Source organism: Acinetobacter sp. CAU_H_29a_1 (assembly GCF_058599505.1).
In genome coordinates this window covers 2211563-2235460 of record NZ_CM178655.1, presented here as the reverse complement: position 1 = coordinate 2235460, position 23898 = coordinate 2211563, and the positions used below count along the sequence as shown (strand labels likewise).

The 23898-nt window shown below is 42.3% G+C and carries 18 protein-coding genes and 1 tRNA gene; 9 read left to right on the top strand and 10 right to left on the bottom strand.

Going from position 1 to position 23898, the window contains the following annotated elements; all coding sequences use genetic code 11:
- The 5 genes from lldR (at window position 1) to AC4MDD_RS11110 (ending at window position 6249) form a co-directional block, all read left to right on the top strand.
- Window positions 1-744 (top strand): transcriptional regulator LldR, encoded by a 744-nt coding sequence (gene lldR / locus AC4MDD_RS11130; RefSeq protein WP_419274953.1) that lies wholly within the window; start codon window positions 1-3, stop codon window positions 742-744.
- A 2-nt stretch (window positions 745-746) separates the two neighbouring features.
- Window positions 747-1901, top strand: coding sequence for an FMN-dependent L-lactate dehydrogenase LldD (gene lldD, locus AC4MDD_RS11125; protein ID WP_116762315.1), 1155 nt, complete (start codon window positions 747-749; stop codon window positions 1899-1901).
- A 249-nt stretch (window positions 1902-2150) separates the two neighbouring features.
- A complete protein-coding gene (gene dld / locus AC4MDD_RS11120) occupies window positions 2151-3845 on the top strand; it encodes a D-lactate dehydrogenase (RefSeq protein WP_491881634.1) in 1695 nt (564 codons plus the stop codon).
- A gap of 189 nt (window positions 3846-4034) precedes the next feature.
- On the top strand, window positions 4035-6071 hold the full coding sequence (locus AC4MDD_RS11115; protein WP_491882613.1) for an FAD-dependent oxidoreductase: 2037 nt from the start codon (window positions 4035-4037) through the stop codon (window positions 6069-6071).
- Window positions 6072-6158: 87 nt separating this feature from the next.
- Window positions 6159-6249: transfer RNA gene (locus AC4MDD_RS11110), tRNA-Ser, on the top strand.
- Between the two features lie 103 nt (window positions 6250-6352).
- Here the strand turns inward: AC4MDD_RS11110 and AC4MDD_RS11105 are convergent.
- Window positions 6353-6775 carry a hypothetical protein gene (locus tag AC4MDD_RS11105; RefSeq protein ID WP_005242960.1) on the bottom strand — a complete coding sequence of 141 codons (423 nt, stop codon included), beginning with the start codon at window positions 6773-6775 and terminating at the stop codon, window positions 6353-6355.
- A 417-nt stretch (window positions 6776-7192) separates the two neighbouring features.
- On the opposite strand from AC4MDD_RS11105, the gene AC4MDD_RS11100 reads away from it, so the two are divergent.
- Window positions 7193-8260: a 4-phosphoerythronate dehydrogenase gene (locus AC4MDD_RS11100; RefSeq protein ID WP_491881633.1), complete on the top strand. Its 1068-nt coding sequence runs from the start codon at window positions 7193-7195 to the stop codon at window positions 8258-8260.
- The gene (gene epmA / locus AC4MDD_RS11095) at window positions 8257-9240 is read left to right on the top strand and encodes an EF-P lysine aminoacylase EpmA (RefSeq protein ID WP_491881632.1); all 984 of its coding nucleotides are present in this window, start codon (window positions 8257-8259) and stop codon (window positions 9238-9240) included. The genes AC4MDD_RS11100 and epmA overlap by 4 nt, the downstream gene beginning before the upstream one ends.
- Window positions 9241-9292: 52 nt before the next feature.
- Here the strand turns inward: epmA and AC4MDD_RS11090 are convergent, their stop codons facing one another.
- The 6 genes from AC4MDD_RS11090 to ahcY form a co-directional block, all read right to left on the bottom strand.
- Window positions 9293-10516: a multifunctional CCA addition/repair protein gene (locus AC4MDD_RS11090; protein WP_491881631.1), complete on the bottom strand. Its 1224-nt coding sequence runs from the start codon at window positions 10514-10516 to the stop codon at window positions 9293-9295.
- A gap of 83 nt (window positions 10517-10599) precedes the next feature.
- Window positions 10600-12879: an NADP-dependent malic enzyme gene (locus tag AC4MDD_RS11085; RefSeq protein WP_017397204.1), complete on the bottom strand. Its 2280-nt coding sequence runs from the start codon at window positions 12877-12879 to the stop codon at window positions 10600-10602.
- Between the two features lie 148 nt (window positions 12880-13027).
- Window positions 13028-15895 carry a bifunctional diguanylate cyclase/phosphodiesterase gene (locus tag AC4MDD_RS11080; protein ID WP_491881630.1) on the bottom strand — a complete coding sequence of 956 codons (2868 nt, stop codon included), beginning with the start codon at window positions 15893-15895 and terminating at the stop codon, window positions 13028-13030.
- A 182-nt stretch (window positions 15896-16077) separates the two neighbouring features.
- A complete protein-coding gene (locus AC4MDD_RS11075) occupies window positions 16078-16794 on the bottom strand; it encodes a 16S rRNA (uracil(1498)-N(3))-methyltransferase (protein ID WP_491881629.1) in 717 nt (238 codons plus the stop codon).
- Between the two features lie 40 nt (window positions 16795-16834).
- Window positions 16835-17671, bottom strand: coding sequence for a methylenetetrahydrofolate reductase [NAD(P)H] (gene metF / locus AC4MDD_RS11070; RefSeq protein WP_491881628.1), 837 nt, complete (start codon window positions 17669-17671; stop codon window positions 16835-16837).
- 185 nt (window positions 17672-17856) lie between these two features.
- Window positions 17857-19239 (bottom strand): adenosylhomocysteinase, encoded by a 1383-nt coding sequence (gene ahcY / locus AC4MDD_RS11065; RefSeq protein ID WP_491881627.1) that lies wholly within the window; start codon window positions 19237-19239, stop codon window positions 17857-17859.
- A 220-nt stretch (window positions 19240-19459) separates the two neighbouring features.
- On the opposite strand from ahcY, the gene AC4MDD_RS11060 reads away from it, so the two are divergent.
- Both AC4MDD_RS11060 and AC4MDD_RS11055 read left to right on the top strand, forming a co-directional pair.
- Window positions 19460-19993 carry a cysteine peptidase family C39 domain-containing protein gene (locus tag AC4MDD_RS11060; RefSeq protein ID WP_114837006.1) on the top strand — a complete coding sequence of 178 codons (534 nt, stop codon included), beginning with the start codon at window positions 19460-19462 and terminating at the stop codon, window positions 19991-19993.
- Window positions 19994-20013: 20 nt separating this feature from the next.
- Window positions 20014-20964, top strand: a complete 951-nt coding sequence (locus tag AC4MDD_RS11055) for a DUF4424 family protein (protein WP_491881626.1) — start codon at window positions 20014-20016, stop codon at window positions 20962-20964.
- 268 nt (window positions 20965-21232) lie between these two features.
- Here the strand turns inward: AC4MDD_RS11055 and AC4MDD_RS11050 are convergent, their stop codons facing one another.
- The 3 genes from AC4MDD_RS11050 to AC4MDD_RS11040 form a co-directional block, all read right to left on the bottom strand.
- Window positions 21233-21751 (bottom strand): tetratricopeptide repeat protein, encoded by a 519-nt coding sequence (locus AC4MDD_RS11050; protein ID WP_491881625.1) that lies wholly within the window; start codon window positions 21749-21751, stop codon window positions 21233-21235.
- Window positions 21752-21830: 79 nt separating this feature from the next.
- Entirely contained in the window at window positions 21831-22169 is a 339-nt protein-coding gene (locus AC4MDD_RS11045) for a DUF3325 domain-containing protein (protein WP_491881624.1), read from the bottom strand.
- A complete protein-coding gene (locus AC4MDD_RS11040) occupies window positions 22166-23893 on the bottom strand; it encodes a PepSY-associated TM helix domain-containing protein (RefSeq protein ID WP_491881623.1) in 1728 nt (575 codons plus the stop codon). Before AC4MDD_RS11040 ends, AC4MDD_RS11045 begins: the two co-directional genes overlap by 4 nt.
- Window positions 23894-23898: the final 5 nt, after the last annotated feature.

Below are 23898 nucleotides of genomic sequence, written 5' to 3'. Positions count from 1 at the left end.
ATGAAAGTCTCCGATAAAGCTGTACAAAGCCTGCGTGTATTGATTGAACAAAGCAATATGCAAGTTGGAGACCGTCTGCCTGCTGAAAGAAAACTGTGTGAACAGCTTCAAGTCTCTCGCTCTTCTTTAAGAGAGGCCATTTCGCAGTTGACCAGCATGGGTATGTTGGTCAGCAAAGTGGGGGCGGGGACTTTTTTAAAACAATTACCAGCAACTTGGTCCAGTTATCAAATCGTACAACCGATTAGTAATTTGATGAATGAGGATCCTGCCTATCGATTTGATGTGCAAGAGGCGCGCATTATTTTAGAAGGTGGAACAACTTGGTATGCAGCACAACGCGCAACCCAAGAAGATCTGGTGAACATCCGACATCATTATGACCAGATTAACCATTTTCAGGCTTTGGGAAATGATGATGAGGCGGCTCGTGCAGATGCGAAATTTCATTTGGCGATTGCTGAAGCCTCTCATAATTTGGTTTTGATTCAGATGATGCGTGGTCTGTTCGATTTGTTGCAGTTCAACGTCGCTTTGGGACGTCGAAAAGTCTATAGCGAAGCACACCGTTTTGATCAATTGCATGATCAGCACTTTCAAGTCATGAATGCAATTGAACGTCGTGATCCAGAAGCTGCACGTAAAGCAGTCTGTGGACACATTGAGTTTGTAGTACAACAGGTGCGAATGATTGATGAGGAAGAAGCTCGTCGTCAGCGTGCCAGTCGATTAAACAGGATATAAGCATGATTATTTCTTCTGCCAATGACTACCGTGAAGCGGCACGACGTCGTTTACCGCCATTTTTATTCCATTACATCGATGGTGGTGCGTATGCAGAATATACCCTGAAGCGCAATGTAGAAGATTTATCAAAAATTGCTTTGCGCCAGCGTGTACTGAACGACATGTCACAGTTAAGTTTAGAGACCAAACTGTTTGATGAAACTTTGTCGATGCCTGTTGCATTATCTCCTGTGGGTTTAACAGGCATGTATGCACGCCGCGGTGAAGTTCAAGCTGCGGTCGCTGCAGATAAAAAGGGTATTCCATTTACACTGTCTACCGTTTCAGTATGTCCAATTGAGGAAGTGGCACCTGCGATTCAGCGTCCAATGTGGTTCCAGCTCTATGTACTACGTGACCGTGGTTTTATGAAAAATGCCTTGGAACGTGCTAAAGCAGCAGGATGTTCAACGTTGGTGTTTACCGTGGATATGCCTGTTCCGGGCGCGCGTTACCGTGATGCCCACTCGGGTATGAGTGGCCCAAATGCAGCAATGCGCCGTTATATGCAGTCGTGTTTCCACCCACACTGGGCGTGGAATGTCGGCATGATGGGACGTCCGCATGACTTGGGCAATATTTCTAAATACTTAGGTAAGCCTACAGGTCTAGAAGATTATATTGGTTGGTTAGGCTCTAACTTTGATCCGTCTATTTCGTGGAAAGACCTTGAGTGGATTCGTGAGTTTTGGGATGGCCCAATGGTCATTAAAGGAATTTTGGATCCTGAAGATGCCAAAGATGCAGTGCGTTTCGGTGCAGATGGGATTGTGGTTTCAAACCATGGTGGTCGTCAGCTCGATGGTGTTTTATCTTCTGCACGTGCACTTCCGCCAATTGCAGATGCAGTCAAGGGTGATATTAAAATCCTTGCAGATTCGGGTATTCGTAATGGTTTAGACGTGGTACGTATGCTGGCTTTGGGTGCGGACACGTGTATGCTCGGTCGTGCCTTTGTTTATGCTTTAGGTGCGGCAGGCGGTGAGGGTGTTTCAAATCTTTTAGAATTGATTGATAAAGAAATGCGTGTTGCTATGACCTTAACTGGTGCAAAAACCATTGCTGATATTACTTCGGATTGTTTGGTACGTTTAGAGCGAGAATTGGCTGAGTGATTCATTGCATTAGTAAAAGAGTTCTCACAGAGTAAACGTGCATTCAATAGGTATTTACATCAATACCGTGATTATTGCTATTTATATAATCCCTCCCAACCTCCCTTTAAAGGGAGGAGTTATACCGATTAGAATTTATGTTGTAGGTATAAATAATTTTTCTTTTACTTTAAATGTCTAAGGTAAAGAAAAAGTCCCTCTTTGGAAAAGGGGGATTCAGGGGGATTATAATCATTGGAAATAACAAATATGAACCCTCGGTCTCCACAACACACCATTGAAAATTTAATAAATATCGTCGGTAAACAACACGTTTTAACTGACGATAAAGACACACGTTTATACCGCCAAGGTCGTCGTTACGGTGCAGGAAAAGTACTGGCAGTTGTTGCACCAGGGTCATTACTTGAACAGTGGCAAGTACTACAAGCGGCTGTTGATGCAGAGTGTATTGTGATTATGCAAGCTGCCAATACAGGTTTGACTGGCGGCTCAACGCCTTTTGGCGATGACTATGACCGTCCTGTGGTTCTGATCAGCACGCGTCGATTGGTTGGAATTCAGGTTATTAATGACGGTCAGCAAGTGATTTGTCTACCTGGTGCAACACTAGATCGACTTGAAAAAGAATTGGTGCCATTTAATCGGGAGCCACACTCGGTGATTGGTTCATCGTGTATTGGAGCTTCGGTTTTAGGTGGTGTCTGTAATAACTCAGGTGGTGCTTTGGTGCGCCGTGGTCCTGCTTATACTGAGCTGGCACTGTATGCCCGTGTCAATGATGATGGTCAGTTAGAGTTGGTGAATCATTTAGGGGTAAATCTCGGAGAAACACCTGAAGAAATTCTAAGCAAACTTGAAACAAAAGATTATCAAATCGGTGATATTATCAATAACTCAGGCTGCTGCGCATCGGACCATCGTTATGGACATGATGTTAAACAAGTGGATGAAAATACGCCCGCGCGTTTTAATGCCGATCCGTCTCGTTTATATGAAGCATCGGGTTCAGCAGGTAAAGTATGTGTCTTTGCCGTACGTTTGGATACGTTTGAAAAAATTCCAAGTCAGGTATTTTACGTGGGTACAAATTCACATGATGATTTGACTGAAATCCGCCGTTTTTTACTAAAAGATTTGCCGCGATTGCCGATTGCAGGGGAATATATCCACCGCGTGGCTTATGACATTGGGGCGGAGTATGGTAAAGACACCTTCATGTTCATTGAAAAACTCGGCACAGCCAAAGTACCTGCTGCATTTGCAATGAAAGATAAGGTCGATGCGTACTTAGAAAAATTTGGTATGAAAGGACTGTCAGATAAAGTTTTGCAGCTGGTGACCAAATTTCTGCCCAATCATTTACCGAAACGGATGAATACTTTTCGTGACCTGTATGAACACCATTTGGTTATTCGGATTGAAAATCAAGATGTCGAGCAAGTTGAAAGCTTTTTAAAATGCTATTTCCAAGATAAAAGCTCAGGTGATTTTTTCCACTGTAGCGAGGAAGAAGGACGTAAAGCATTTTTACATCGTTTTGCTGTTGCAGGTGCAGCAATTCGCTATCGGGATACGCACCGTTCAGAAGTTGAAGATATTGTGGCTCTGGATATCGCATTGCGTCGGAATGATCGAGAGTGGGTGGAAACCTTACCCAAAGAGATGGATGATCTGATTGTTCATAAACTCTATTATGGTCACTTTTTATGTCATGTGTTTCATCAGGACTATATTGTGAAAAAGGGCGTGGATCCCTTGGCGATGGAACACCAAATGTGGCATTTACTGGATGCACGTGGGGCGGAATACCCAGCCGAGCATAATGTCGGACATTTATATGTAGCAAAACCTGCACTACGAACGCATTATGAAAAGCTTGATCCTACCAATAGTTTTAATGTGGGCATTGGTCAAACCAGTAAGCTGAAGCATTGGCAGTAAAAGGCTTTGGTCTAAAAAACTAAACCAGTGAGGGCAACGTCACTGGTTTTTTTATTGTCATATGTTTTTGAGAGCTCAGTTGAATTGACCGTAGATGCCAAGAATTTTTTATAAATTGTCATCCCAATAATTTAAAAAACAGCTAAAGTAGTATGCAACAAGTTGCAAAGCCAAAGATAAGGATTCATGATGACAACCAATAGCTATGCACATATTTTAAAACCCTTACATTTGGGTTTTACCACCATTAAAAACCGTGTGGTGATGGGCTCCATGCATACGGGCTTGGAAGATCGTTTTTATAATTATCCAAAATTGGCAGCATACTTCGGTGAGCGTGCTAAAGGCGGTGTTGGCCTGATCATTACAGGCGGGATTTCTCCAAACCGTCAAGGTTGGCTTCTTCCTGCGGGCGGGACGATGAATACGCTGGGGGATATTGCTCCGCATCGTTTAGTGACCCATGCAGTACATAAGCATGGTGCAAAAATTTTAATGCAAATTTTGCATGCTGGACGTTATGGCTACCAACCTTTTGTGGTTTCTGCCAGCCCAATCAAGTCGCCGATTTCGCCTTTTAAACCGCGTCAAATGTCTGAAAAGCAAATTTTGAATACCATTGATGACTATGTTAACTGTGCCAGTCTTGCAAAAAAAGCAGGCTATGACGGTGTAGAAATTATGGGTTCAGAAGGTTATTTACTGAATCAGTTCTTAAGCCGTCATGTGAATCAACGTGAAGACCGTTGGGGTGGGCCGATTGAAAACCGTATGCGTTTTGCGGTCGAAATCGTCAAAGGGATACGTGCACAAGTCGGTGAGAAATTTATTATTTGCTTCCGTTTGTCATTGCTCGATTTGGTGCATGACGGTAACACTATGCAAGAAGTAATTACTATTGCGCAAGCACTAGAAAAAGCAGGCATTACCTTGTTGAATACAGGAATTGGCTGGCATGAAGCACGTATTCCAACCATTGTGACTTCGGTACCACGTGCTGCTTTTGTTGACTATACTGCGGAAGTGAAAAAGCACGTGGCTGTACCAGTGATTGCTTCAAACCGTATTAACATGCCAGATACGGCAGAAGAGATTTTAGCGTCGGGCAAAGCTGATATGGTACAAATGGCGCGTCCGTTATTGGCTGATGCTTTTTGGGTGAATAAAACAGCAACCAATCGTGTAGACGAGATCAATACGTGTATCGCTTGTAACCAAGCATGTTTAGATCATACTTTTAAAAATCAGCGTGCAACCTGTTTAGTCAACCCACGTGCAGCGTTTGAAACAGAGTTGGTTTATTTGAAAGCGAAACAACCGAAACGAGTTGCTGTTGTTGGTGGTGGTGTCGCAGGTATGTCGGCCGCGACGGTTGCAGCCAGTCGTGGTCACCAAGTGACTTTGTTTGAAGCAAGTCATGAGGTGGGTGGTCAGTTCAACTTGGCAAAAGTTGTACCGGGTAAAGAAGAGTTTCATGAAACCATTCGTTATTTCAAAGTACAGATTGAAAAAACTGGCGTCGACTTACGTTTAAACACCAAGGTGAATCGTGAGCAGCTTGAGCGTGAAGGCTTTGAGGAAATTATCATTGCAACAGGTGTTGTGCCACGTGCATTACGTATCGAAGGGAGTGACTTACCGCAAGTTTTGTCTTATGCAGAAGTGTTACGCGGCGCACCTGTCGGTCGAAAAGTTGCGGTGATTGGTGCTGGGGGGATTGGTTTTGATGTGTCTGAGTATTTATTGAAACCAGAGCATCAACCTCAGCCACAACCGCTTGCAGATTGGCAACGTGAATGGGGTGTAGATCCAAACCCGAATTATGTCTCTGAAGGGGGCATGCAGATTGCAAAAGTTCATCCGCCTATTCGTGAGATTTATTTATTGCAACGTAAAACCTCTGCATTGGGTGCCGGCTTAGGTAAAACCTCAGGCTGGGTACACCGTGCACAGTTGAAAAAACATGCAGTTCGAATGCTACGTGGGGTGCAATATAAAGCAGTGACTAATGAAGGTCTTTGGATAGATTTGGCAGGACAAGATCAATTGTTACGTGTCGATACCATCGTTGTGTGTGCAGGACAGGAGTCAGTGAAAGATCTGATGCCAAGTGCTGAGCAAAATACGTTAGCCAATTATCACATTATTGGTGGTGCTAAACTCGCAGCTGAGTTAGATGCAAAACGTGCCATTCGTGAAGGTGCAGAAGTTGCTGCAAAATTGTAAACGTTTGATGAAACAATATGCAGTTGGTTGCTTCAAGGTGAATTTTCACTTGTCATTGAAACAAAAGCTCCGTATGATGGCGCACATGGAAGCGTGGCAGAGCGGTTTAATGCACCGGTCTTGAAAACCGACGAGGGCTTATACCCCTCCGTGAGTTCGAATCTCACCGCTTCCGCCAAATATCAACGACTTAGCCCTGACATCCTCAGGGCTTTGTTGTTTCTAGGCTTATGCAACGTAAGCCTGTAGTAAGCATAATAAAAACTTGGTTTGAGTTTAAATTATTGTTCAAGACTAAATACAATCTCAAATTGGATACCGTCCCAAATAGTTAATTCACCGATCCAATCGGTTTTTGCATTAAATCTTTTGGGGTATTGACTGCCATCTTTACCATCTAAAATATTCTGAAAATCCGAGCTTTTATCGAGCATAGCTATAATTGGTCTAATTTTTAATTTTTCTTCTAATGCAAGATCAAGGTTTTTCTTAAATTCATTACGTCCATTACCAGACCATCTATCAATACGGTCACGATAAACTTGTTTTCTTTCAGTTGGATGTTTGGACATTAAAGGTTTATGACCCCATAAACTAACAATTAGTTCATTATTAGAGCTAATTGAGGATACTGACCAGTTTGGATTTTTTAGATCAGCATCAAATTTTTTAAACTCAGAAACGATACCCACAATAATACTCATATTCAAATTTACCCTTGTTTAAGATATGCTGATCGGCATAAATTACAAGTATTTAAGGTTAATAAATGTCTGATACTCCGACTGTTTGGGGTGTACACATGGGTGTACATGTTGGAACTGAGCCTGTTGAAAAAAATTACATTGTCAGTGGCAGTGAACTTTGTTTCATAAATACCTAAAACTATGGTTTTATTATATTTATTTTTTATTGAAATTTTCGAAAATTCATTAAAAATCAATATCTTGCAAAATATTTATGCAACAAAGCCAATCTATATTAAACCAGCCTTTCAAGGATTCGGTTTTTTACCATGAAGATGAAACATCGTGACTGTTTATTCAGATGTATTGCAGAGCAACATAGTGTTGAGCTTGTGCAACGGTTATCATAGAGTCAACAAAGCGTTGGAAGACATTATGAAAATCGTGGCAGATGAAAATCTCGCATTTACCGATTATTTTTTTGCCGAATTTGGTGAAATTGAGCACAAAGCAGGGCGTACTTTAACACATGCCGATGTTGTAGATGCCAAAGCACTGTTGGTGCGTTCCGTAACTCAAGTCAATCCAGCATTAATCAATAACACCACACTTCAATATGTGGGTAGTGCAACCATTGGTACAGACCATTTAGATATTGAAGCCATTGAGAAACAGAATATTCAATGGGCGAATGCCGCAGGTTGTAATGCGCAGGCGGTGGCTGAATATGTAATTACGGCTTTACTCCATCTCAATCCAGCATTGCTGAACGCTAAAGAAAGTTTTACTTTGGGCATTATTGGCCTAGGAAATGTCGGTTCTCGCTTAGCTTATATGGCCAAACTATTGAGCTGGAATGTGATCGGTCATGATCCTTTTGTACAGCAAGATACGATTCAGCAGGTCGATTTAAATACCTTATTAAGTACTGCCGATGCGATTTCATTGCATGTGCCTTTAACCAAAACAGGATTACATCCAACCTACCATTTGTTCAACGCCGAAGCTTTCGCTGCGATGAAAGCGACAGCAATATTGATTAATTCTGCGCGTGGACCTGTAATTGAAGAGCAAGCTTTATTGGCCGACATCGAAAAAACGCAGCGCAAAGTGGTATTAGATGTCTTTGAACATGAGCCTGTGATTTCTGAACAAGTGTTGAAAGCTGTGAGTCTAGTGACGCCACATATCGCAGGTTATAGCTTAGAAGGCAAAGCGCGTGGTACACAAATGATCTATGAGGCTTTCTGTAAAACTTTCCAATTTGAAGCAGATAAAAGCTTCGAGTCGCAGTTGCCTGTGTGCGCGCAGTATTTTGAAGGGCAAGATTTGAAATCTGCACTTCAAAAGCATTTAAATGAAATCTACCCGATTGCACGAGATGACCAAGCCTTACGTGCTTGCTTAAAAGAGGGGATGATCGATCAAAAAGCCTTTGATCATTTAAGAAAAACTTATCCATTACGCCGTGAATGGGCTGCACACGGAGGACCGAAGGCATGAGTCAGGACATGATCCATTATCAGCCAACCTGTGACTTAAAAGCCATGCGTGCTCGCGCGCAAATGTATAGCCAAATTCGCCAGTTTTTTGCTGAACGTGAAGTGCTTGAGGTTGAAACCCCGATTTTATCTCAAGCTGGTGTGACCGATGTGCATTTGGCTTCAGTTCAAGCACAGCGCCATGTACAAGGTAAGCAACAAACACATTATTTGCAGACCTCACCTGAGTTTGCCATGAAGCGTTTATTGGCCAGTGGTAGTGGGCCGATTTATCAAATCTGTAAAGTTTTCCGTGATGATGAACATGGTCGTAAACACAATAGTGAATTTACCATGCTGGAATGGTATAGACCGAATTTCAGTTTGAAGGATTTGATGTTTGAAGTGACAGACTTATTGAATGTCACATTAAAGCAACGTTTTGATGAGGTTCGTCCTACCATTTTAAGCTATAAACATGCGTTTATGGATCGCTTGGATTTGAACCCACTGCAAGCCAGTTTGAAAGAATTAAAAGACTGCTGTAATCGCGTGGGTTTAAATTTGGACTTGGGTGATGACCGCCTTGGCTATATCGATTTACTGTTTTCACATTTTGTAGAGCCAAGTCTAGGTTTTGATACGCCCGTATTTCTAACCGATTTTCCGCCAGAGTTGGCCTCGCTTGCCAAAACTAAAACGGATGAAGACGGTGAATGGGTTGCAGCACGTTTTGAGCTGTATATTGAAGGTTTGGAACTCGCCAACGCTTATGATGAGTTGATCGACGCGGAGGTGTTGCGTTCACGTTTTGAAGCCGATAATGCTGAACGTGAAAAGTTAGGCTTACATGTGATGCCAATTGATGAGTTTTTATTGGCTGCTTTGCCTCAAATGGCCGCATGTGCAGGTATTGCGTTAGGTGTGGATCGTTTGTTAATGATTGCAACAGAACACATGCAGTTGGAAAAGGTGATTACCTTTCCTGCATCCATTTCTTAAGTGAAATTAAATAAAGCGCCGATTGTGGCGCTTTATTTAAGTCGATCAAGGTTTAACTGTACTGAGCCTTTAGCTCTCCAATCGCGTGTATTCGACGTTCAATCAGCATTTCACCGATATCCGGACCTTTGATATCCGCAGGTAGGTCTTGTGCTTTGATATTTCGCACCACATCCATCACCTTTAAAATATATGCAGACTGTGGGTATTCTCGATCCTCAAGCCCTAAACGACCACGTGAGTCACATTCACAGGCCTGTACAAAGGCTTCAACCCGTTCTGGGCGGCGTAGTACATCTAAGCGTTGAAGTAAGCGCCACAAAGTGCCTGGTTTTAAGGTCAGGGCTTGATGACATTTCAAATGTTCTTTACAGACCGTAATAGCGAGCTGTTTCATCTGCGTTGGGACTTTTAGACGTTCACACACCTCAGTCACAGGTTTGACCCCGCGTTCTTCATGCATGATATGACGTGGTAGCTCATCTACAGGTGTCAAAGCTTTGCCTAAGTCATGCACTAAAACAGCAAAACGAACATCCAGTGCATAGTTGGCACGACATGCTTGCTGTAAGGACATCATGGTATGAATACCACAGTCAATTTCAGGGTGATACTCAGGGCGCTGTGGAATACCGTAAAGAGCCTCGATTTCAGGAAAAAGCACTTTTAAAGCACCACAGCGACGTAACACTTCAAAGTATTCATCGGCATGATCTTCCATCAGAGCACGAGAGGTTTCTTTCCAAACACGTTCAGGAGTCAGTGCTTCCAGTTCACCTGAGTCTGCGAGTTGCTGCATCAGTGCCAACGTTTCTTTGGCCACCGTAAATCCTAGGGTTTTATAACGTGCAGCAAATCGTGCAACACGGAGGACACGTAGCGGGTCTTCTACGAAAGCATCAGAAACATGCCTTAAAACACGGAGCTCTAAATCGCGTTGGCCGCTATAGGGGTCATACAGTGTACCTTCCGCATCCATGGCGATGGCATTGATGGTAAGGTCGCGTCGAATTAAATCTTGTTCTAAGGTAACGGTACTGTCGGTATAAAACTCAAAGCCATGATAACCCTGTCCCGACTTACGTTCGGTGCGGGCAAGTGCATATTCATCTTTGGTTTCAGGATGTAAAAAAACAGGAAAATCTTTACCTACAGGTTGGAAACCCTGGGCAAGCAGTTGTTCAGGCGTTGCACCGACAACTACATAATCTTTTTCGTGATAGGGGTGACCCAGAAGCTGATCTCGGACCGCACCGCCTACTAAATAAACTTGCATGAAAAAACCTCTATTCTTGCAGCCATCATGCTACAGAATAGAGGTTTTCTCAAGTCACAAGATACGTGTATAACGACAAACAATTAGTCGCCGTTTTTCTCCGCTTCTTGAATTTCCGCTACAGTCAGCGCTGTCATATTCACTAAACGACGTGTTGTTGCTGTCGGTGTAAGAATATGAACTGGTTTCGCTGCGCCAAGTAGGATAGGGCCAATGGTGACATTATTACCTGAAGTTGATTTCAACAGGTTAAATGAAATGTTGGCTGCATCCAAGTTTGGCATGATCAATAGATTCGCAGAACCTTTGAAGCGCGAGTTTGAGTATGCAAAGTTACGGATGTTTTCATCCAATGCCGCGTCCGCATGCATTTCACCTTCAACTTCAAGTTCTGGCGCGATTTGCGTCAAAATTTCAAACACTTTACGCATTTTTTGCGCGCTTGGATCAGTTTGATCTGAACCGAAGCTTGAGTGAGAAAGTAGAGCAACACGCGGTGTCATACCAAAACGACGTACTTCTTCAGCGGCTAAAATTGTCATTTCAGCCAGCTGTTCAGCTGTTGGGTTGGTGTTGACATAAGTGTCAGCAATGAACAGGTTACGGTCTTCAAGCATTAAAGCATTCAATGTAAAGAAAGAGTTGTGACCTTCTTTTTTACCAATGATGTTTTTCACGAAGTCTAAGTGAATGTCGTAGCTTGAATACGTACCACATAGCATGCCGTCTGCTTTACCATGTTTCACCAACATCGATGCGATCAAGGTTGAACGACGACGTGCTTCACGTTGCGCATATTCAGGTGTTACACCTTTACGCTGCATAAGTGTGTAGTAGTCATCTGCAAACAATTCATAGTCAGGGTTTTTTTCTTGATCGACAATAGTGATGTTCACACCATGTTCAAGACGTAAGCCTAACTTTTTAATGTTCGCTTCAATAACCGCAGTACGACCAACTAAGATTGGTTTTGCAAGATCTTCATCGACCGCAATTTGTACTGCACGAAGTACGCGTAGGTCTTCACCTTCAGCATATGCGATACGTTTCGGGTCAGATTTTGCTTGAGCAAAAATAGGTTTCATCATCAGTGCTGAGTTATAAACAAACTCAGAAAGACGTTGACGATATGCAGAGAAGTCTTGAATTGGACGACTTGCAACACCTGAATCCATGGCCGCTTGTGCAACAGCAGGTGCAATTTCTAAAATCAGACGTTGATCGAGTGGACGTGGAATAAGGTAGTCACGACCAAAAGATGCTGATTTTTCACCATAAGATGCTGCATCTGCTTCAATGTGTGCCATACGCGCAATTGCATAGACACATGCGATTTTCATCTCTTCATTGATCGTTGTTGCGCCTACATCAAGAGCACCACGGAAAATGTAAGGGAAGCAAAGTGCGTTGTTCACTTGGTTTGGATAGTCTGAACGACCTGTCGCCATGATCACGTCATCACGAACTTCATGTGCATGTTCAGGCAGAATTTCAGGATCTGGGTTGGCAAGTGCGAAGATAATCGGATCTTTCGCCATCAACTTAACCATTTCTTTGGTTAAGATACCCGCAGCAGATAAGCCGAGGAACATGTCTGCGCCTGCAATCACGTCAGCCAGTTGAGTGCCTTCAACATCTTGTACATAACGTTTTTTAGAGTCGTCTAGACCTTCACGTTTTGTTGTAAGTAGACCTCGTGAGTCTGCAACAATAATATTTTCTTTTTTTGCACCAATGGCACAAAGTAAATCTAGGCAAGACAGAGCCGCAGCACCTGCACCTGAAGCGACGATTTTAATTTCGTCAATTTTTTTGCCATTCAATTGCAAAGCATTCAGTAAAGCAGATCCAACGATAATGGATGTACCATGCTGATCATCGTGGAACACAGGGATATTCATACGTTCACGAAGTTTTTGTTCAATATAGAAGCATTCTGGTGCCTTGATGTCTTCAAGGTTGATACCACCAAAAGTCGGTTCTAATGCAGCAACAATATCGACAATTTTGTCAGGATCATTTTCTGCAATTTCGATGTCAAATACATCAACACCTGCGAATTTTTTAAATAAAACGCCTTTACCTTCCATGACAGGTTTAGAAGCTAGTGGACCAATATTACCTAGACCCAAAACTGCAGTACCATTTGTGATTACGGCAACAAGGTTCCCACGTGCAGTATAAAGCGCTGCTTTTGAAGGATCTTTTTCAATTTCAAGACATGGTGCTGCGACACCAGGTGAATACGCCAAGGCTAAATCGTGTTGGTTGACCAGCTGCTTGCTAGGTGTAACGCTGATTTTCCCTGGGGTTGGAAATTCGTGATAATACAAAGCTTGCTGTTTTAATGATTGATCGTCCATCTGAATCTCTTTGTAGCGTGGGTTAGCCAGCGGAGCTGGTAGTTTTTAGTAGACAAGACCGAATATACCATTAGTTGCTGGCATATCCCAGTGATAGCTGGTGCTTTTTAAGGCAAACTTAGAGCTAAAACAGTCTGATTTATATTAATTATGTATACGAGGGTGTGTCGAGATGATCTCTTAAATATTGGGTAGCATCGAGCTGAGGAAGAGGTTTGGAAAATAAATAACCTTGCGCGATATCACATTCTAAGTTTTGTAGGTAACTCAGTTGTTGTTCGGTCTCAATTCCTTCCGCCACCACGGTCATACCCATGGCTTTCCCCATGGCAATCATGGCGCTCACAATGGCTTCTTGTTTGTAGTGTCCAATTTTTGAAATGAAGCTTCGATCAATTTTTAAAGTATCGATAGGGAAGTCAGTTAGGTAAGACAGTGATGAATAACCTGTACCAAAGTCATCTAAAGAAATATGAATGCCACGCAATTTGATGGTTTCAAGGAGGTTTTTCACTGCTTCTGAGTTTTCAACCAAAGTGGATTCTGTAATTTCTAATTCGAGGCTACTACCACTGATTTTATATCGATCAAGGGCTTCGTCTAAGTCCTTTAAAAGCTGTCCACGTTGTAATTGTTGGGCAACCACATTGACCGAAACACAGATATTATCAAAACCCAATTTATTCCATTCTTTGATTTGCTTAGCGGTTTGTAAAATTACAATGCGGCCAATATCTGAAATCAAGCTGGTTTTTTCTGCCATCGGAATGAAGAGACTCGGCGGCACGATGCCTTTGGTTGGGTGATTCCAACGTACCAACGCCTCAAAACCATAAATTTTCTGATTGTGAAAGTTGATTTTGGGTTGGTAATAAACCACCAACTCATTGTTTTGTATCGCTAGTCTTAAATCGCGCTCTAAATAAATCCCTTCTTCCAATGCAACGGTATTACTCAGGCTGTAGAACTTGGTCGCATTTCCACCTAAACGTTTTGCTTCACTCAGTGCCTGTTCTGCACAGTTGTTTAAGTAGTCCAGTTGACGACCATGTTCAGGGTACTGCGAAATCCCCATTGAAAGCGTAATAATATGTTCTTGATCAAAAATATCAAAAGGCAGACTAAAGGCTTTGTTAATGCGATCGATATGTTCCTGAACGGAGGGGCGAATATGAGAGACCTCATATACAATTGCAAAATCGTCACCATTTAAGTGAGCCACCATCAAGGCTTCAGCATTGGTTAAACGAAGGCGCTGAGCAACTTGGCGCAGAAGTTCATCTCCGCCATTATTGCTTAAGAATTCATTCAGTGGACGGAAACGGTCAATATTGAGTCGAATAATCGCCAGTTGTTTAATGCTGTCTTGTTGAGAAACCAAATACTGATGAAGCTGATAGTTATAGTAAAAACGGTTCGGTAAGTCGGTCAGCGTATCGTAGTTTTCTAAATAAGACAGACGCTGTTCTTGCAGTTTGCGCTCGGTTAAATCGGACACGATACCAATATAATGCGTGACACGATCTTGCTCATCGGTAATGGCATTCAGATGCATCCAAATACACAGCTCTTTGCCTGATAAGAACTTTTCATTAAGTTCACCGTCGTATTCGCCTTTTTTTAGGAGCTGTCCAATGATTTGGTTATGTGTGCTGCGTTGATGCGACTTATAGTTCGCAACAATATCAAACAGATGTTTGCCATTAATTTGTGCAGCTTCAAAGCCAGCCAAACGCTCAAAGAACGGATTTACGTCGATATAACGCAGGTCTTCATCTAAGATGAAAATCCCTTGTTCAGCTTGTTCAAGGACGCTCGCTGCTAGTCGAAGACGTTCTTGGTTGCTTTTTTCATGTTGAATATCGCGTCGAATACCGACCATTTGTAACGGTTTTTGATTGATTGGATCGCGAGCAATGACGCGTCCCGTGTCATGTACCCAGTACCATTTCCCGTTATTGTGTTGCACACGATAAGTGGCTTCATAGCGGTCTGAATGACCGCGTAAATGACTTTTCATTGCAGATTTAAACGGGGCAATATCATTTGGATGAATTAGATACTGAAGCTGAAGTTGATGCTCTGTGGAATTTTTAAGTACTTTTTCTTGTTTGTGATTGGTCAAGGAAATGAGCCGATCTTTAATATTCCAATCCCAAGGACGAATACCTGAAATTTCATGGGCAAGCGATAGGTTTTCTTGCTTATTTTTTAAGTCTTTATTGATTTGATTTACGTCAAAGGTTCGTTCACGTACTTTTTGTTCAAGCAATTGATTATTCAGTTGTAACTGTTGTTCAATTTCTTTGGATTTATTCACTTCGTTTTGTAGCTGTTTGCATAAATCATCGGTCCAAGCGACTTGTTTTTCAGCTTCTTTTTTCAGCTCTCGATTTTTAATTGAGAGGCGAGATAAGTGCTGATTAATACGGTTGGTGGCATTGGCACAAAGCAAAATCACAATCAGAATAAAGTTTACAGTGAGGTAAAAAAGAGTGTGATTGGCATCGAAGTTGATAAATTGCGAGAGGACATAAGGACTAATGGAGGGAATAAAAACCAAACAAAAATAACTAATGCGCTGCGTTAAATAGGTAAGGCAAACGGTCTGTGTGACGATCACTAAAAGTGCAGACAAGAGTAGGGCATTTGTATAGTTAAAATTGCCAGATAGGCTGGGTAAGTAGTAGTAAATACAGACGACGCCCGCTGCAACCAAAAGACCAATACTTAAACAAATGCCTTGAATCCAGCGGTGCGCATGTTTGGCAGAGTGATTTTTCGGGTTGAAATACACGGTGTTCACGAGCCAAAAAATGCTGAGAATAAACTCAGAAACAAAGAACCATAGGTTAAAATAAAAAGAATCTTGAGAAAAATTATAGTGATATGCACAGAAAATATAAAAATTAAGAATCAGTAAACTACTGATGAGGAAACGAAGATGGCTAATGGAATGCGATATTTGCGCAGTCTGCAAGTGCCGATCAAGATTTTCTGTAGAAATATCTGGCATGAATCGCGAAACCTTATTTTTTTTTATGACCCAATGGCGTTGTGTTGTGTCTTTTTTCAAATTTAAATACATTGTGTAAAACACAATCAATTTATATTTTGATATAAGTCAAGGGTAATATTGTTGTACATCATAATCAATATATTAACAGAACAAAAGGGTGACTCGGCTGTTTATGTGATTTAAAACACTAAATTGTAGTTGAGGATTGACAAAGCGACGACTGGTGCTGTCTCTGTACGTAATACACGCTCACCAATACACCAGTTAATAAAACCTTGCTCATTGGCTGTTGTAATTTCAGCCTCACTTAAACCACCTTCAGGCCCAATGAGGAGTGCAATGTTTGGTGTCGCATGTGCCAAAACGTCGAGTTTTTCTTTATTTGGGGCGAGTACAAGTCGCGTCGTAGGTAATTCAGATGCGAGCCATTTGTCTAAGCTGACTGGAGCATGGATAGTGGGAACAATGTTCATGCCACATTGTTCGCATGCCGCGATGGCAATGCCTTGCCAATGATCAATCTTCTTTTGGTCACGGTCATATTTCAAACGCATTTCACAACGTTCAGACGTTAATAGTTGAATTTCGGAAACGCCTAATTCAACTGCCTTTTGAATGACATAGTCCATACGATCACCTTTACTCATGACTTGACCGAGTAAAGTTTTAAACGCAGGTGTACGATTGGTTGGGTTAAAAGCAGTGACCTGAACTGATGCTGACTTTTTAGCAACGTCACTTAAGGTCACTTCATATTCACCGCCTTGTCCATTGAACAAGGTGGCTTGATCGCCAACTTGAGCGCGTAAAACTTTGACCCAGTGATGAAACACAGTTTCTGTTAGTTCAACAGTGTGATCAACATTGAGCTCTGCTTCCATAAAAAAACGAGGCATTCGGTTTTACTCTCAAATAGGATGAATCTAGTTTAAATGCTTATGCTAAATCGAGGTCTAGTACAAGCTGACGGGTTGGATCAGTCGTGTTCATGGTGTAGAAGTGCAAACTCGGTGCGCCACCTGCAATCAGGCGTTCGCAAAGTTTAACAATCACTTCATGACCAAATGCTTTGATGCTGGCAGTGTCATCACCATAGGTTGCCAGTTGCTTACGAATCCAACGTGGAATCTCAGCGCCTGTACCATCTGCAAAGCGAATCAAGTTGCTGGCATTGGTAATTGGCATAATGCCTGGTGCAACTGGAATGTTCACGCCTTCTTTTTGAATGCGATCTACAAAGTAGAAGTAGGCATCTGGATTAAAGAAGAACTGAGTCAGTGCCGCATTCGCACCTGCATTGGCTTTGTCGCAAAAACGTTGAATGTCTAGGTCAAAACTATCTGCTTGAGGGTGCATTTCTGGATAAGCGGCAACCTCAATTTTGAAATGATCGCCCGAATGTTCACGGATAAAACGTACCAAATCCGTAGCATAAGGTAGTTCCCCTAGGCCAACTTGACCTGAAGGTAAGTCACCACGCAGCGCCACAATACGGTCAATGCCTTGATCTTTATAAATGTCGAGTAACTCAGCAATACGTGCTTTGTCATCACCAATACAAGACAAGTGAGGGGCAACAGGTGTGCCTTTACCATTAAATTCTGCAATGGCTGCTAAGGTGCGTTCACGGGTTGAACCGCCTGCACCATAGGTAATTGAGAAAAACTCTGGGTTGAGCAGCTGTAATTCTTGGTGTACAACTTTCAGTTTTTCTGCGCCCGCATCCGTTTTGGTCGGGAAAAACTCAAAAGAAATAGGAATGTGTTTCGACATGTTCAAATCCTTTTTTATAAATGCTTTTTATTTAGACCTCTTCCGAGCCCTCTCTTGCGCGTAGATTTACAGCAGTGCTTAAAACCCGCTTTACAGGAGAGGGGACTTTCACTATAAATTGAATTAATAATGAAAAGTCCCTTCTCCCACTGGGAGAAGGCTAGGATGAGGGGGAAATATAAAACTTAGTATTTATAAGCATCCGACTTGAATGGGCCTTCAACTTGAACACCTAAGTAGTCTGCTTGTTCTTGAGTCAATTGAGTCAAGACGCCACCAAAACCAGCAACCATTGCTGCCGCAACTTCTTCATCTAATTTCTTAGGAAGTAGTTCTACGCGAATAGCCGCTTGTTTTTGATCTTCAGCAAGATCCGCAAATTTTTCAGCGAACAAGTGCATTTGACCTAGTACTTGGTTGGCAAAAGAACCATCCATAATACGTGATGGGTGACCCGTTGCATTACCTAGGTTAACTAAACGACCTTCAGAAAGCAGGATCAAGTAATTGTTTTCATCTTCTGAACGATACACTTGGTGAACTTGTGGCTTCACTTCAACCCACTTGTAACCACGTAAGTAGTTGGTGTCGATTTCAGTGTCAAAGTGACCGATGTTACATACAACAGCGCCTGCTTTTAATGAATCAAGCATTGCAGCGTCGCATACGTGGTAGTTACCTGTTGTTGTTACGATCAGGTCAGTGTTTTCAAGAAGGTCAACATTGATGTCTTCTTTCTTGCCTGTTTGTACGCCATTTTTGTATGGAGATACAACTTCGTAACCGTCCATGCATGCTTGCATCGCACAGATTGGGTCAACTTCAGTCACACGTACAATCATGCCTTCTTGACGAAGTGATTGTGCAGAACCTTTACCTACGTCACCGTAACCAATCACAAGTGCACGACGACCAGATAAAAGCATATCTGTACCGCGTTTGATGGCATCATTCAGTGAGTGGCGGCAACCATATTTGTTGTCATTTTTAGACTTAGTTACAGAGTCATTCACGTTGATTGCAGGAACTTTCAAAGTACCGTCACGAAGCATTTCATACAGACGTTGAACACCTGTCGTCGTTTCTTCAGTTACGCCGTGGATTTTTGCAATCACTTCAGGATATTTTTCATGAACAAGTAGGGTTAAATCACCGCCATCATCCAAAATCATGTTGGCATCCCAAGGTGTGCCATTCACATTGATTTGTTGTTCTAAACACCACATGTATTCTTCTTCTGTTTCGCCTTTCCAAGCAAATACAGGAACACCAGACGCAGCAATTGCAGCAGCAGCGTGGTCTTGAGTAGAGAAGATGTTACAAGAAGTCCAGCGAACTTCTGCACCTAATTCAACCAATGTTTCAATTAAAACAGCAGTTTGAATGGTCATGTGGATACAGCCAAGGATTTTCGCACCTGCAAGTGGTTTTGCAGCAGCATAACGCTTACGAAGACCCATTAAAGCTGGCATTTCAGCTTCAGCAAGTTTGATTTCTTTACGGCCGTAGTCAGCGAGTGAAATATCAGCAACTTTGTAATCTGTAAATGAAGCAGTAACCGCGTTCATCACGATCTCCTAATATAAAAAATTGATCATTCAGTTCGCGGATGCCGTTGTTGATTCAAAAGGGATTTGAACCGGATCGTCGAGCCTAGCGATTTCACATCTATGTACCTGTGAAAAAGTCGCAGCATCCCTCGACTAGCGAAGTATTGTACTTGGAAATTGATTCAGTTCCAACGATGTTTGTTTATTATCAACACAATCATCTTTTTTGAATTGTGTTATGGCTTTGAATATCCCTGAATCCTTAATGAACCTTGAAGCTAATGGCGGTATTTATGCGGTATGGATGCTACTCCAGCATTTATATATCGATGCGGATATTGAACAGTTGATAGAGGTCTGTGGTTACGATGCAGAAAACGGAACGACAACCATTGGCTTGGCAGTCGGATTAAAGAAATTTGGCTTTGATGTTCAATTTTATACTGATGAAGACCCAGAGCTTCAAGCACAAGAAAAATTGAGTTATGCAGAAGCTGAGCAACTAAACCTGCCAGTTTTAGCGGCTATCAATTACCAACAAATTCAACAGGCATTTGAGCAAAATAAATTTATCATTGTCTATTATGATACTTTAGATGGCATTGGAAATCATTCACTGGTTTATTCTATAGATGAGCAGGAAATCTGTTTCTTTGATAGTTTTGATGCGATGCCTGCATCTGTATTTGAACAGCAACGTCAAGTCGAGGGCATCTGCCGACAAGTGATCGTGCTTGATCATTCAAGCGCTCGCATGGAAACAGCACAATAAACATGAAAAGGAGGCATTAAATGAAAAAAATCCTTGGACTATGTGTGTTCATCTCTATGCAGATCAGTGCGAATGACAGCACGGGTTTTGTGGCAACGGGCGGTGTGCAATATCTGAAAAATCCAAAAATCAGTATGCAAAGTGAAGATTTGTTTATCAGTAAAAACATCATTCGGGTGAATTACCAATTTAAAAATCTTACAACTCAAGATATTACGGAAACTGTTTTATTTCCCTTGCCGCGTGTGGGCAGTTCGCGTGAAAGCGATTTTGCGCATACCGAACAATTGATTCAAAGCTTTAAAGTACAAGCCAATGCACAAAAGATTCAGCCAGAAACCCATGTGCGTACATTTTTACCCGCTTTAACAGCTAGTGGGGACTTCAATTCCAATGGTGAAGTCGTTGATGTGACTGCGGGTTTGAAAAAATGTGGTTTTTCAGATCGAGATTTGATGTATCCGTGGTTATTGCAACAAGACTCTACGCTTAATCAGCGTTTGTATCGTTGTCAGGACAAAACAGTGCAGCAGCTTTTAAAGCCCTATCAGGCGGATGATGAAATTTATTGGGAATCGCAAATTATTTATAGTTGGCAGCAGAAGTTTAAGGCCAATGCGTTGACCCATGTACAACATGAATACATGCCATTGGTCGGTGGTTCGGTCTCTTTATATCCAGAAGAAGATGAGAAGATCTATTGTATAGATCAAAACTTCAAAGCGGGTTTGAAAAAGGCCAAGTCGCAATATGCACCTTATCAAGCCTTGGGCTATATCTTAAAAACGGGTGCAAATTGGGCGAAACCTATTCAAAGTTTTAAACTGACCATTGAGCGTGACCCGAATGAGTTGGTTTCATTTTGTTGGAATGGTCAGGTGAAAAAGATCAGTTCGACACAATTTCAAATGACAGAAAAGAATTTTGTACCGAAGCAGGATTTGGATATTATTTTTGTGCGTAAGTTTTAAGTCCAATTTTTGGGGCGTTCTTTTTTTCGGTAAAAGAACCAAAAACATTTGCCATCCGCAAAATCTGTTCACTTTCTGAATGTCGAGCGCCTTTTGTTGCAAAAACAATTCATTTTAAAGGCGATTACTTCGTCTTACGCTGCAAATAAAAGCATTGCTTTTATTCTTGCTTAGGTTGCGGATGACCTTATGGCGTATCGAATGAAATTTAAAAAATGCCAGTCAGTTTATTCACTAACTGGCATGACATCAAAGGATGGACTTGTATTTATTCTTGTTCTGCGGCATCTGCTTTGTCGTGCCAGTATTTGGCTTTTTCTTCATCGGCATCGACACCTAATGCATTTTCATAAATGAATGCCAAATCACGCATGGCTTGAGCTTCACCCAGTTCCGCTGCTTGTTGTACCAGTTCAATTGACTTAGCGACATCTTTTTCAACCACATCACCACGACGGTAAAAACCAGCCAACTCTAATATTGCAGTAGGGTGTTTGAGTTCAGCGGCTTGTTTTAACCAGTGATGTGCATGTCCAAAGTAGGTTTCAGCATCGCTTGGATCTTCTTCACGAAGTTCTTTGGCATAAAAAGCATAACCTTCACCCAGCCAATACATGGCTTCCACATGACCCAATGCTGCTGCTTTGAGCGCCCATTCTTCTGCAAACGTAATGTCATCTTCATTTTCACTTTGCATATACAGTTCAGCAAGTTCAAATTGAGCGTCACTATTACCTGTTGTTGCAAGGTTGACCAATTCAGCAGGAATTTTAGGAGATTTAGGCATACAAATAACCAAAGATTTAAACTGTGGATAGCCTAATGCTTTCAAGTGAAAAAGCCAATCCGAAGATTGGCTTTTACGCTCAGATCAGGTGCAAAGTTAGGCTGAATATAAATAAGAGTAAAACTGAAACAGCGATATTCTTAATTTTTTGTTCAAAATAACTTAAGCAAAGTCCAACAAACAGTGCAGCGAAGCTAATTACGCCGACCCAATAACTGATTTCGGTGCTCCAATGTCCTTGCGTTAAGCAAATGAGCAAAGAAACAATTAACAGTAACCAACCCACAGTGGTTGCTAAGCGTGTTTGCTGAAGCGTCAGTTCTTTAGTAAAGATTTGCTTTTGGTGCTTAGACATACTGCTGGCAAGAGCAAAAAAACCTAAGGCTGCTAAAGCCCAAATGACCAGAAACCAAATCATGCTTCGGCCTCCTGAACAGGTGCTTTCACTTTTTTATCCGGCAAACCTTGATGTTTTTTAACTTTGTCATAAGCGAAATAGAAGATCACTGCCATTACCCACATGGCTAGGTCAACCGATGCAATCATCCATTGACCCTGTGCAATACTATTCCACAAAGCTTGACCGCCTGTCATCAAGTTGACCACTGGTAGCAAGGCGAAAGCGAGTGTTGCCAATAAAAGTAAGTCTAACCATGCTTGGCGGTGGTTACGGAAAATGGCATAAATCAGCGTGAGTAACCATACGGTAAAAAAGCTACGAATTTCCCAGTTCAGGCGCATTTCTACATCTGCTGGAATGAAACGGTTGGCATAAAAGTATGCCGCGCAGGCCAAAGGCAAACCAATAATGGCCGCAATATTTAGGACTTCAACCAGTCGGAAACCAAACGATTTATAGCCTTGTTTCTGCTGTTGGGGTGCACGTTTTACACACCAAAGGATCAGACCTGTCGCCACCATGAGCGTGCCTAAAATACCCGAGCAGAATAATAACCAACGCAGTGCTAAGTCGAGGCCACGCGCTTCGTGTAAGACAGTGACCACGTTATAAATGCCACTTGGAATCGATGGGTTTTTTATTCGTATATTTTTATCCGTTTCGTTTTTACCCGTGACGCCGTTATAGTTGAGGGTTGCATACATATTACGATGCGCGACGCTTTCGGCACGCAAGGCACGAAACTCAATTTTGGCTTGGTCTGTATTGGGTGAAATAATGTTAATTGAAGCAATTGGATTGTCTTTCCACTGTTGTTGTACTGCTACCATAATCGGCGCTAGTTCTGTCAGTGGGGCAGGGTGGAGTTCTGGTTGCGGACGTTCCTCACCACGACCTTGAGCATGTTCAGCGCGTTGCTGTCCCCGTTCTCCACGAGCTGCTCTTTCGCCTTCGCGTTGACTACGACCTTCGTGCTGCACATCTTCAGCCTTTTGGGGCTGCTCAATCATGCTGGCCTGTTGGTCACGTAAAAACTGTTGTCGATTTTCATAAGCTTGGTTAATTCCCCAAGGCATGAACATAAACATGAGTAGTAGTAAGCCACTAAAGGTAATCATTAGATGAAAAGGCAGTGCAAAAACAGCGGTTGCGTTGTGTGCATCTAGCCATGAACGCTGACCTTTGCCAGAGCGAAAGGTAAAGAAATCTTTAAAGATTTTTTTATGGGTAATGATGCCGCTAACAATTGCGACCAACATGAACATGGTGGCAATCCCGACCAACCAACGCGTCCACAGGCGGGGTAAACCGTACAATTCAAAATGGAAACGATATAAGAATCCACCACCACGCGTATCCCGTGGTTCAATCACTTCACCAGTCGCACTGTCTAAGGTGATGCGTGTTCCACCACGACGTGCTTTCGGGTCTTCACCAACGGCACGAATAGTCACTTCAGTTGTGGTTTGGCGTGAGTTGGGCAGTTGAATGTTCCAACTGCCAGCATCTGGGTGGTTTTTCTGTAAATATTTGAGCGCGACCTGCATCTGTTGCACTTGAGACTGCGCAGGGATAGATTGATGTGTTTCGGGTTTCATCCAAGTAGAAATTTCATTTTGGAAAAAACTCAGGGTTCCAGTTACAAAAATTGCATACAGCAGCCATCCTAAAATGAGACTGGCCCATGTATGCAACCATGACATGGATTGGCGCGGTCCTTCCGCTTTTTGATCAACACGCATTGAAA